At 58.8% G+C, this 12,357-nt stretch carries 9 protein-coding genes; all 9 read left to right on the top strand.

Translation table 11 applies throughout. The features are described 5' to 3' along the window. Positions 1-129 precede the first annotated feature (129 nt). Positions 130-417, top strand: a complete 288-nt coding sequence (locus EKD05_RS17905) for an RNA-binding protein (RefSeq protein WP_129675278.1) — start codon at positions 130-132, stop codon at positions 415-417. Between the two features lie 334 nt (positions 418-751). Then, entirely contained in the window at positions 752-3,538 is a 2,787-nt protein-coding gene (locus EKD05_RS17900) for an FAD-binding oxidoreductase (protein WP_129675275.1), read from the top strand. Between the two features lie 316 nt (positions 3,539-3,854). Further along, positions 3,855-5,255, top strand: a complete 1,401-nt coding sequence (locus EKD05_RS17895) for a (Fe-S)-binding protein (protein WP_129675273.1) — start codon at positions 3,855-3,857, stop codon at positions 5,253-5,255. A gap of 264 nt (positions 5,256-5,519) precedes the next feature. Beyond that, positions 5,520-8,672 (top strand): TAT-variant-translocated molybdopterin oxidoreductase, encoded by a 3,153-nt coding sequence (locus EKD05_RS17890; protein WP_129675270.1) that lies wholly within the window; start codon positions 5,520-5,522, stop codon positions 8,670-8,672. A 1-nt stretch (position 8,673) separates the two neighbouring features. Continuing rightward, complete coding sequence (locus EKD05_RS17885) at positions 8,674-9,285, top strand: cytochrome c (protein WP_129675267.1); 612 nt, start codon at positions 8,674-8,676, stop codon at positions 9,283-9,285. Positions 9,286-9,309: 24 nt separating this feature from the next. Beyond that, the gene (locus EKD05_RS17880) at positions 9,310-9,972 is read left to right on the top strand and encodes a cytochrome c3 family protein (protein ID WP_129675264.1); all 663 of its coding nucleotides are present in this window, start codon (positions 9,310-9,312) and stop codon (positions 9,970-9,972) included. An 82-nt stretch (positions 9,973-10,054) separates the two neighbouring features. Then, complete coding sequence (locus EKD05_RS17875) at positions 10,055-10,420, top strand: hypothetical protein (protein ID WP_240695841.1); 366 nt, start codon at positions 10,055-10,057, stop codon at positions 10,418-10,420. After that, positions 10,417-11,268, top strand: coding sequence for an SCO family protein (locus EKD05_RS17870; protein ID WP_240695840.1), 852 nt, complete (start codon positions 10,417-10,419; stop codon positions 11,266-11,268). Before EKD05_RS17875 ends, EKD05_RS17870 begins: the two co-directional genes overlap by 4 nt. An 11-nt stretch (positions 11,269-11,279) precedes the next feature. Then, positions 11,280-12,335 (top strand): cytochrome c oxidase subunit II, encoded by a 1,056-nt coding sequence (coxB, locus tag EKD05_RS17865; protein WP_129675258.1) that lies wholly within the window; start codon positions 11,280-11,282, stop codon positions 12,333-12,335. The last annotated feature ends 22 nt before the right edge of the window (positions 12,336-12,357 follow it).

Raw genomic sequence — 12,357 nt, 5'->3', positions numbered from 1 at the left:
GTTGTGTTTGCCGGAGCGAGCGCGTCAGGCATATGCCTGGCCATCGGCGATTCGAGTTGTCGACGGATGTATCGTGATGATAGCAATGCTGTCATCTAAGCCTGCGCAGTCGCGCAGAGGAGTGTTGGAATGCAGGTCAAATTATTTGTCGGAAATCTTCCCTGGAGCGTGAATGATGACGTGTTGACGCAGATCTTTGCGGATCACGGCGATGTTCAGAGCGCACGTGTCATTAGCGACCGTGATACTGGCCGTTCACGCGGCTTTGGTTTTGTCGAGATGGAAACAAATGACATCGGTGCGTTGATCCAGGCGACTGATGGTCACGAGGTTGATGGTCGTAACCTGCGGGTGAACCAGGCCGAGGAGAAGTCCTCGTCTGGTCGAGGTAGCTACGATCGGCGTCCTCGTTACTAAAGCAGCCTAGGCCCTTCATACGATCTAAACCGTGAAGCCTCTGGGGCACAGCCCCAGAGGCTTCACGGTTTAGGTGTGCGTGCTTTATGATCTTCCAGAAATGAATCCGCGCAAGCCCACGAGATGGGCTTCGCATCACCTTAGTGATCTGCAACGTACGTTTTCTGCCCTGCTGCCGAAGGGAGTGCCGGCTTCAGCCGGCTAAAGCCGACACTCCAGCATAGGAAACTTATTTCATACACTATTTAGGGCGTGCAGAGTGCCACAAATAGATAAGAACATGTTACAATAAGGCCGTTTCCGCTTGAGACTTCCTGGATAGGCGATGGTGCCAATGGATCACGTTGCCCCCGCTGATGGTCTGGTTGCCGCATTATGCCAGGCACTCGGTTCACACGCTGTTGTGACCTCGCTTGATGCACTGCGTACCTACGATGCAGATGCGAGCATGATTGTGGCTTGCATACCCGATCTCGTGGCTGTGCCTGCGACGCTTGAGCAGGCGGCAACTGCGGTGCGCCTCGCGCTGCAAGCCGGCTATCCGATTGTCGCCCGTGGTGCCGGGACGGGTATTGCCGGTGGCGCTGTTCCCGTCCGTCGTGGGCTTGTGCTGAGCTTCGCCCGGATGGAGCAGATCGAGCAGGTTGAAACGCGCTCACGCTTCGCGGTTGTTCAAGCAGGCGTGGTCAATGCTGAGTTGAATGCCTACCTCGCCCCCCTCGGTTTTCAGTTTGCCCCCGACCCTTCCTCCCAACGCGCCAGTACCATTGGCGGCAATCTCGGGACCAATGCCGGCGGGCCTCATTGTCTGAAGTATGGGGTGACAACCAATCATATTCTCGCTGTCGAACTCGTGCGTCCCGATGGGACGCTGGTCTGGACTGGCGATGGGGTTGCCGAGGCGTCTGGTTATGATCTGACCGGCGTGATCGTCGGTAGCGAAGGAACCTTTGGGCCGGTGACGCGGGCGATTGTTCGCCTGACACCATTGCCCGAGGCGAATCGCGTCGTGCTCGCCCTCTTCCCCAGTGTGATTGCCGCCTCGGCAGCGGTGAGCGCCGTCATTGCCGCTGGTTCGCTTCCCACGTCGCTTGAGGTGATGGACCATAATGGCATTCGGGCTGTCAATGGGGCCTATGGCCTCGGCTTGCCCGAAGCCGAGGGTACGACCCTCCTGATTATTGAGGTGGATGGGGTCGAGGATGGGCTTGATGATCTGCTCGAGCAGATCCTGCAGATCTGTCGTGACCAGGGCGCGTTTGAACTGCGCCCGGCCCGTACGCCCGTTGAACAGGCCCGCGTTTGGGCGGCGCGCAAGGCGTTTGCCGGGGCGATTGGCCGCCTCGCGCCCGCCTATTTGCTCGTTGATACGTCGGTGCCGCGGACTCGCTTGCCCCTGATGATGGAGCATGTCGAGCGTCTGCGCCAAGAATATGGCATGGAGGTCTGCAATGTCTTTCATGCCGGCGATGGCAATTTGCATCCCCTCGTGCTCTATGATCCCCGCGATGCCGACCAGACCCATCGCGCCCACGCGATCGCCGAGGCGGTGCTTGCGTTGAGCATCGAGCAGGGCGGCGTGATTAGTGGTGAGCACGGCATTGGGTTGGAAAAACAGGATTTTTTGCCCCTTTTGATGAGTCTCGCTGATCTGCAATTGCACGCCGCTGTCTTTGCGGTCTTTAACCCGACCAATCAGTTCAATCCGGCCAAGATTTTTCCGACGGCGATGCCGCCGCTTGACCTGGCTGCCCAGCGACGCGCACGCTTGCACGCCGCACGCGAGCCGCAGTTGCCCGTCGCAGCTCTGGCCGACACGCTCCGCCAGTTGCTCGGCTCTGCCTATGTCAGCGCGCACGACGCGCAGGTGACGATCCAACCCGGTACTGTCGAGGAACTGGCCGCGAGTGTCGCCGTCTGTTATCGCGCCGGGGTCGCCGTTGTGCCTCTCGGTGGCGGTACACCACCTGAGCTTGACCACACAAGCACCGACGTGCAGGTTGTCATTCTGACGCAACGCTTGACCCGGGTTTGCACCTATGCTCCCGATGATCTCACCATTGGCGTCGAGGCAGGGATGACGCTGGCCGCATTGCGCCGGTTGCTCGCCACGAATGGGCAACAACTCCCCCTCGACGTCGCCGGGGCAGAGCAGGCGACCTTGGGGGGCCTCGTGGCTGCCGCCGTCGATGGGCCGCGCCGCACAGGCTATGGCACCCTGCGCGATTGGGTGCTTGGCATGACGGTCGTGGAAGCCGATGGCACCCTCGTGCGCCTCGGCGCTCAGGTGGTCAAGAATGTGAGCGGCTATGACCTGCCCAAGCTCTTTGTCGGGAGCCGTGGTACCCTGGGCATTATTGCCACCGTCAGCCTCAAGGTTTTTCCACAACCACCTACTACGGCGACGCTCGTCCTGACCTGCCCTGATCGTGCCAGTGCTTTTGCGCTGGTTGATCACTTGGCCGCCAGTCGCTTGCAGCCAACTGCCGTTGAATATGTCGAGGCCTTCCAGGCTGCTGCCGCCGCGGTCTCACTCCAGGTTCCTGAACATATCCCAACCATCGAAGCAGGATCGCCTTCATCCCAGACCGTACTCTCCCCTCTTCCGCTGCTCTATATACGTGCTGAAGGCCATCCCGCTGCGGTTGAACGCCATCTGCGTGAACTTGCGCTGATGGCAGGCTCCTCCCTGATGGTGAGCCAGCACCTGGAGGGTGAAGCCGAAAGCGCCCTGTGGCACGAGCTCATTGCCCTTGATAGCGCTGGCTCTGACCCGCACACTGCCCGCATACGCCTGGCCGTGCCACCCGCCGATCTGTGTGAGGCGGTGGAAGATGCCGGACAGCTTGCGGTGCAGTGTCGCCTTGGCCTGCGCCTCAACGCACGCGCCCTCAATGGCGTCGCGTATCTGCACGCCACCGGTGCCACGGAAGATCTCCGCCAGTTCTATACACTCCTCGCCGAACGCTGGCTGCATGTCCACTTGCTTGACGCCACACCTGCCGTACGGGCGGGCCTCCACCCCTGGGGGTTCGTGCCTGCCCAGGATCTGATGCGCACGCTGAAGACCGAACTCGATCCCCAGGGATGCATGCATCCTTCGGTGCGTTTTGTGCCCTAAGACAAGGTTCCAGGATGCGGTGCCGCTTACGTTCATCGGAGTGCCGGCTTATGGTTTTCAAGAAATTAATCCGCTCTAGCCCACGAAGGTGGGCTTCGCAGTCCCTAGCCGAGGGCTTTAGCCCGACGGCATCAGGCGCATAGCGGATCATTTACTGAAAGACCATCAGTCGGCTTCCGGCTCAGCCGACTGAAGTCGGCACTCCGCGGCGAGGGTCAAACTGATCCGGCCCTTCTGAAACCTTGCCTAACCAGAATATTAACGATAGCCCGCGCAATCAAGGCCTTGTGAAACTATATCTAGAGGAGCAGCAACTGTGACGAGTGAGCCTACCAAAGCAAGAACAAAGGTCGACATTCCCCTGGTTGGATTTGGCAATAAGGATCGCCCCAGCACCGCGATCATCAATACCTGTGTCCACTGCGGGCTTTGTCTCTCGTCGTGCCCGACCTATCGCGAGACGGGCCTGGAAATGTCGTCGCCACGCGGGCGCATCTATTTGATGAAGGCCGTTGATGAAGGCCGCATCGGCATTGATAGCGAGGTCTTTCAAGAGCAGATGAGCCAGTGCCTCAACTGTCGCGCCTGCGAGGCCGTCTGTCCTTCGGGAGTGCAGTATGGGGCCATTCTCGAAGCAAGCCGGACGCAGATCGAGCAGGCGCGTGATGCCGGGCGCAGCGCCGAGGCACCAACGTCTATCGCCGCGCAGCCTGTGTTGCCCCCGCGACCACTCTGGCAGGAAGGGTTGCGACGGGGGGTGTTTGATCTGCTCTTCCAGGATATGCGGGCCTTCCGTACCTTCTCATGGTCAATGCGGCTCTATCAACGCAGCGGGTTGCAGTGGTTTGCCCGCAACAGCGGCATCCTCAAACTGATCCGGATGGACGAAACCGAGACGATGCTGCCGCCGATCAGCAGTAGTTTTACGGTTCCCCAGGGGCAGATCTTCCCGGCCATTGGCGAGCGGCGCTATAGTGTGGCCGTGCTGACCGGATGCATTATGGGGACAGCCTTTTCTCACGTTCACGAGGCCACGATCCGGGTGCTGCAACAGAATGGCTGTGAAGTGATTTTGCCGCCCGACCAGGGGTGCTGTGGGGCTCTGCATACGCACGGCGGCGATCTCGACGGCGGACGCGCGCTGGCCCGGCGCAATATTGCCGCCTTCGAGCACCTGGGTGTAGATGCAATTGTCATCAATGCGGCTGGCTGTGGCAGCACGCTCAAAGAATATGGGCATCTGCTGCACGACGATACCATCTGGCACGCCCGCGCCGAAGCCTTCAGCGAGAAAATTAAGGATATCCACGAGTTTCTGACCAGTATCGACATGAACAAGGCTGGGTTAGCTCCACTGCCGATTACGGTCACCTATCAGGAACCCTGTCACCTGGCGCATGCACAACGCATTACCGCCGAACCGCGTCAACTCTTACGGGCGATTCCTGAACTTGAGTTGCGCGAAATGAACGAAAGTTCGTTGTGTTGTGGCAGTGCTGGTGTCTATAATGTGACTCAACCCGAGATGGCCGCCCAGCTTGGCGCACGTAAGGTCAAGAACGCCCTCGCCACCGGCGCAAAGGTGATCGCAACGGCCAATCCGGGCTGCGCCCTGCAACTCGCCGGTGAACTGCGCCGCCGCGGCGAAGAGGTTCAGGTGCGTTATATCGTCGAGTTGCTCGATGAGAGCTATCGCCGCAAGATGGGCCATGTGTAACGATCTTTGCCGTGCTGGGGCAGCGGCACTGGCCGCTGCCCCAGCACGGCAAGTATCCTAGATCTTCTATTCCTAAAGGTACGATCTTTCAGGTCTAACAGATATCTTTCTTGATGCCTGAAAACGCTTGCTGTCTGCTATAATAGCCTTGCAATTCTAGTGCCTGTTTTCACAATGTATCTGCTTTACTCCTCAAACTAGTGTTTTTCTTCACAAAGTACGCGTCGCCGCTATGTGCCTGTCTGGCTAGTCTGGCTGCTGCCAATGAGTGAGATCACTCTCCACGCTTCCGAGCACGAGCTTGAAGCAATTCGCTCCCGCCTCCAATCCTCACGAGGGCGGAAGTTCTGGCGTTCGCTTGATGAACTGGCTGATAACCCGACCTTTCACGAATTTCTGAATCGCGAATTCCCTGCGGGTGCGTCCGAGTTGAACGACCCGGTGACGCGCCGTACCTTTTTGAAACTGATGGGCGCGTCGCTTGCCCTTGCCGGTCTGTCAGGCTGTACGATGGCAATCCGGCAACCGCAAGAGCAGATCGCACCCTTTGCGCGTGCTCCGCATGATCGCGTCCCCGGCCTTCCTCAGTACTATGCGACGGCCTTGCCCCTCGATGGCTTTGGGCTCGGGGTGGCCGTGAAGAGCTACGATGGCCGCCCGGTCAAGATCGAGGGCAATCCGAACCACGCTGCCAGCCTCGGCGCAACCGATCTCTTTGCCCAGGCCGAAATCCTCTCCCTCTATGATCCCGATCGCCCCGAGACGGTGCTGAGCCGCAATACGATCCGGACATGGGATCAGTTTGTGGTCGCGTTGAGCGAGGTGATGCAGTTACAACGGGCACTGGAGGGCCAGGGGTTGCGTCTGTTGACGCCGACGGTTACGTCACCAAGCCTGGCCGCCCAGATCAATGAGTTGCTGGCGAGCCTGCCCAATGCGCGCTGGGTGCAGTATGACCCCATCGGGCGCTCGCAGACCTATGGTGGCACCGAACTGGCGTTTGGTGAGCCGCTCGAGCCACGGTATCGCCTGGATCTCGCCAGGGTGATCGTGACCCTCGATGCTGATGTGTTCAGCGAGGGGCCAGGCCGGGTGCGTTATGCCCGCGATTGGGCCGCCGGTCGCCGTGTGCTCGGCACTAGTACCGAGGTGAGTCGCCTCTATAGCGTCGAACCGGCGCTCTCCCCAACCGGGATTGTGGCCGATCATCGCTTGCCCCTCAAGGCTGGTGACGTCGCTAGTCTCGCGTATGCGCTTGCAAGTGGCCTGGGTGTGTCAGGCCTCAACGGGGCACCACCTTCGCTCGCCGAGCCGGCAACCGCGTTCGTTGCGGCCGCCGTCGCGGATCTGCGGGCCGCCGGTGGGCAAGGCTTGGTGATCGCCGGTGAGGCGCAGCCGCCCGAGGTGCATGCCCTCGCCCATGTGATCAATGTGGCCCTTGGTGCCGTCGGGACAACCGTGACCTATAGCGATCCTGTCGCCGTTGCCCCTACCAATCAACTCGCTGACCTCCGTACCCTGGCCGATGAGTTGAAGAGCGGGGCCGTTGAAGCCTTGATCATTCTCGACTCTAATCCGGTCTTTACCGCGCCTGCCGATCTCGATTTTGCGAACGCGATGGCTCAGGCCCGCTTTAGCGCGGTGCTCAATTACTACGATGATGAGACCGCTGCCCTTAGTACCTGGTTTGTGCCCGCCGCGCATCCCCTAGAGAGTTGGGGCGATGTGCGTGCCTTCGATGGCACCACTACGATCATTCAACCCTTGATCGAGCCGCTCTATGGCGGGCGCACGCCGCACGATCTGCTCGCGGTGATGCTCGGGCAGAGTGGGCAGACGGATTATTCGGTCGTGAGTGGCTATTGGCAGCAGGCAAGCGGCTTTGAAGATAACGCCGATTTTGAGCCGTTCTTCAAGAGCAGTCTGAATAATGGTGTGGTGCCGGACACCAGCCTGCCCGCCCGCACTGTCACCCTGCGCAGTGGGCTCACCTTCCAACCGCCCGCGCCAGCCCCCGCCGGGCTTGAGCTCAACTTCCGACCCGATCCGGGCATCTATGATGGGCGCTATGCCAATAATGGCTGGCTCCAAGAGGTTCCCCGGCCCACCACCAAGCTGACCTGGGATAATGCGGCGCTGATCAGTCCGCGTACGGCGATTAGCCTGCTTAACCTCAGCATCAACCCCGAAGATCTTGCGGCTGAAGATAATCTTACCGCCCAGCGCACCCTCGAACAGTTGATCAAGGCCAATGGCACGCTGATCGAACTCCAACACGCTGGGCGGACGCTGACGATGCCGATCTGGGTTGTGCCCAGCCACGCCGAGGGAACCGTCACGGTGACGCTCGGCTATGGGCACGGCCCACGCGGTGGACGGGTCTCAGACGGAACGGGCTTCAATACGTATCAGTTGCGCACCAGTGACGCTCCCTGGTTTGGCCCGCTTGAAGTGAGCCTCGCCGGTGGCACCTATGCGCTGGCAAGTACCCAGAACCATTGGACGCTCGAGGCACGCGATATTGTGCGCGTCGGGGCCTTCGCCCGCTTCAAAGAAGACCCCAAGTATATCTCGCGTGAAATTTATCAGGAAGAGTACGGCAAAGATAAACCCGGCCCCGGCACCGACGGCTACATCAGTCTGCTTCCTGATGAACTGCCCGCCCCCAACGACTTCAAGACCGGCCCCCAATGGGGGATGAGCATTGACTTGACCGCCTGTACCAGTTGCAATGCGTGTGTGGTCGCTTGCCAGGCCGAGAATAACATCCCCATCGTCGGTAAGGAAGAAGTCGCCCGCGGGCGCGAGATGCACTGGATCCGCATCGACCGCTACTTTGCTGGCCACGACTTCGATAACCCTGAAACCTATGTGATGCCAATGCTCTGCCAGCACTGCGAGCGTGCTCCGTGCGAACTGGTCTGCCCGGTCATCGCAACCGTTCACGATGCCGAAGGCATCAATAATATGATCTACAATCGTTGTGTCGGCACCAAGTATTGCTCAAACAACTGCCCGTACAAAGTGCGCCGGTTCAACTTCTTCCAGTATCAAGATCTCAACGAGCCAAGCCTGAAACTCGGGCGCAACCCCGAGGTGACGGTACGCAATCGGGGGGTTATGGAGAAGTGCAGTTTCTGTATCCAGCGCATCAGTGCCGTGCGGATCAAGGCCAAGGTTGAAGGTAATCGCCCTATTCGCGATGGTGAAGTCCTCACCGCCTGCCAGCAAGCCTGCCCGACGCAGGCCATCGTCTTTGGCGATATCAGGGATACCCAGAGCCTCGTGACCCAGCGCAAGGCCGAGCCGCACAACTATACGGTCTTTGGTCTGCTCAATGTCCGCCCACGGACAAGCTATATGGCCCGTGTACGCAATCCTAATGAAGCCCTGGCTGGCGAAGAAGGCGAGGCCTGAGATGCAGCCTGTTGCCCCATCCCTCCGTAGGAAGCCAACCGTGATGAGCCTCCTGGCCCGGTTTGCCTGGTTGCCCCTCTGTTTCGTGCTGGTCGGATGTCATATCGATATGTACGATCAGCCCAAGTATCGGCCCAATCGCCCGAGTGATTTTTTTGAGGATGGCCGCTCGATGCGCCCACCCGTCGAAAATACGGTCGCAATGGGGAGTTTCGAAGCCGACTCGGCGCTCTTTACTGGGCGTCTCAATGGTGAATTGGCGGTCGACTTGCCCATGGAACTGACCGCCGATCTGCTTGAACGTGGGCAGACCCGCTACGAGGCCTTCTGTGCGCCGTGTCACGGTCTGGCCGGCGACGGCAACGGCGTGATCGCCTATCGCGGGCCGCTTCAGGTGCCAACCTTGCACAATGACCGCCTCCGCACGGTTGCCATTGGCTACTACTTTGACGTCATCACCAATGGCATCAACCGGATGTATAGTTATGCGCATCGCATTCCACCCGAGGATCGCTGGGCCGTCGCCGCGTATGTGCGCGCCCTGCAGTTGAGCCAGAATGTTGACGCTGATACCCTGACCGCCGAAGAGCGTGCCCTGCTTGGTGGGCCGTAACGGTATAGAGAGCGAGCTTCCGTCATGTCTGCACAGATCTTCTCGCGCAACGCCAATGCAATCCTGCTGGTGAGTATCGCTGCGATTGTGCTGCTCATTGTCGGCATTATCTCAGCTCTGATCGGGCTCTACCTGTCACCCTGGTATACCGGGGTCGGTGATGCGATCGAGCAACCAGTGCCTTTTAGCCACAAACACCACGTTGATCAATTGATGATTGATTGCCGCTATTGCCATTCGACTGTCGAACGGGTTGCCCACGCAGGCATTCCTTCGACCGATACCTGTATGTCGTGCCACTCGCAGATCTGGACGAATAGCCCGCTTTTGCAACCAGTGCGCGATAGCTATCAGACCGGTGAACCCGTGCTCTGGAATCGGGTCTACGATTTGCCCGATTTTGTCTATTTCAACCATAGTGTCCACGTTGCCAAGGGCATCGGGTGCGCATCGTGCCACGGACGGATTGACCAGCAACACTTGACGGCAAAGGCTCAACCACTCTATATGGGCTGGTGCCTCGGCTGCCACCGCGCTCCCGAAGAGCATATTCGTCCACGTGATGAGGTCTTCAATATGGCCTACGAACCACAGATGATGCCGATTGCTGATCGGCTCGCGCTGGTTCAAGAGTATCAGATTCCAGTTGATGGTCGGCTGACCCATTGTTATACGTGTCACCGTTAATAGAGGGAACCCAATGAGCCATACGTCAGACAGCCACACCATTAGAGAACCCTCGCCAGAGAGTCGCGCGAAAGGTTATGAGGTGAGCGACTGGAGCATGCGTCCGGTCTTGATCCTCACGATTGCTTGTGTCAGTCTCTTGCCGCTGGCAATTGTCGTTATCTTCATTATGCTTGGCGCAACCAAGGGGCAACTTGGCGATGTCAGCCATAACCTGGCCCCGCCCGAACTCGCCCAGTTGCCCCCTTCGCCGCGCCTCGAACAGAACCCGAATATTGATGGGGCACGCATTGTGCGCGAGGCAACGGAACAGATCGAGAGCTACGGCTGGGTCAATCAGCGTACCGGCGTTGCCCATATTCCTATCGATCGGGCCAAGGAATTGTTGCTTGAGCAGGGTATCGCTCCCTTTGCAGCAACTCAACCCGAGGGCGGGACAAGACCATGACGATCTACACTCCCCGTTTCCGCTGGTTCTCAGCCATGTTGCTTGCGATCATGCTGATGCTCAGCCTCGCCCCCACAGTCGTGCAGGCACAGAGTGGGGCCCATCTTCTCGAGAATATCTCGTTCGAGCAACGTCTCGGTGACAAGGTGCCGCTCGATCTGCCGTTTGTCAACGAACATGGCGAAACCGTCGCTCTGGGTGATTACTTCGGTGACTTGCCAGTGGTGCTCGCATTGGGCTACTATGAATGCCCCATGCTCTGTTCGCTGGTGCGCAATGGCATGGTCGACGGCTTGAGTGATGTGCGCCTTACCGCAGGCATTGATTACCACGTTGTCAATGTCAGCATTGATCCCACCGAGACGACGATGCACGCGGCCAATACCAAAGCTGCGATCGTGTCACGCTATGCTCGCCCTGGCAGCGAAGAGGGCTGGCACTTTCTGACCGGAACCCAGGATAGCATCAAGCAACTGGCTGACGCAGTAGGCTTTAGCTACTTCTATGACGAAACGATTGACCAGTATGCGCACGCCGCCGGCATTCTCGTGCTCACCCCTGGGGGTGTTCTGGCCCGCTATTTCTATGGCATCGAGTACAACGCCAGTGACCTGCGCCTCGGGCTCGTTGAGGCGTCGGGGAACAAGATTGGCACACCGGTTGACCAATTACTGTTGCTCTGTTATCACTTTGACCCTTCGACTGGCAAGTACACCGGTCTGGTCATGACCATCACTCGCATCGCCGGAACCATCACCGTGATGTTCATCCTTGGCTCGATCTTTTTCCTAAGCCGTAGTTCTCAGCAACGTGGCGCACCTCCCGGGTCAGCTGCCAGCGCAGATTGAGAGGAAGCACTATGCCCGACTTCCCTTTATTTCCTGAACAGGCCTCAACCTTTGCCGGGCCAATTGATGCCCTCTATGGTGTTTTGATCGCGCTCAGCCTGATCTTTGGCGGCATCCTGCCGTTCATTATTCTCTATCTGATGGTGCGCTACCATCGCAGCCAGAAGGCTGACCGGAGAAACCAACCCGAGGGAAGCCTGCCGCTCGAATTGACGTGGACGATCATTCCGCTGGTGCTTGTGCTGGCCGTCTTTTTCTGGGGCGCGTTCCTCTATATTGATATCCGCACCCCACCCGCACGCAACCTTGAGATCTATGTGATTGGCAAGCAGTGGATGTGGCATACCCAGCATTCCAATGGCAAGCGCGAAAATAACGAGTTGCACGTGCCCATTAACCAGCCGGTCAAGTTGATTATGACCTCGCAGGATGTCATCCACAGTTTCTATATTCCCGCCTTCCGCGTCAAACAGGATGTCTTGCCGGGGCGCTATACCACGATGTGGTTTGAAGCAACAAAGACCGGCGAGTACCATCTCTTCTGTGCCGAATATTGTGGCACTGAACACGCCCGCATGGTTGGACGTGTCGTTGCCATGAGCCTCGCCGATTATGAGCGCTGGTTGACCACCCCCGGCGAGATTATTCTCCCCGATGGCAGCGCCGGCGCGGGAGGTAGTGGTTCAACTTTGATTCCGTCGATCGGCGATCCCATGGCGCTCGCCGGCGCGCAACTCTTTACGAGCCTGGGGTGCGTCGGTTGTCATCGCGATGATGGGGCCGGCATTGGGCCAAGCTTGGTGGGGCTCTATAACGTCGAGACACGGATGCAGGATGGCAGCCTGGTGACCGCCGATGAAAATTATCTCCGCGAGTCGATCCTGAATCCTGGGGCCAAGACTGTCGCTGGCTATGCGAATGTGATGCCGTCGTACGATGGGCAACTCAGCGAGGATCAGTTGAATCAGTTGGTCGCGTATATCAAGTCGCTCTCGGATAGTGGGAGCGCTAGCACTCGCCTCTCGAATGACCAGATCGCCGGTGTCGTTGCTGACGAATTGAAGTAGACCGTATAGAACTATCCAGGGA

This window comes from Candidatus Chloroploca sp. Khr17 (assembly GCF_004138165.1).
In the GTDB taxonomy this organism is placed as follows: Bacteria; Chloroflexota; Chloroflexia; order Chloroflexales; family Chloroflexaceae; genus Chloroploca.
This window is presented reverse-complemented; position numbering and strand designations above follow the sequence as displayed.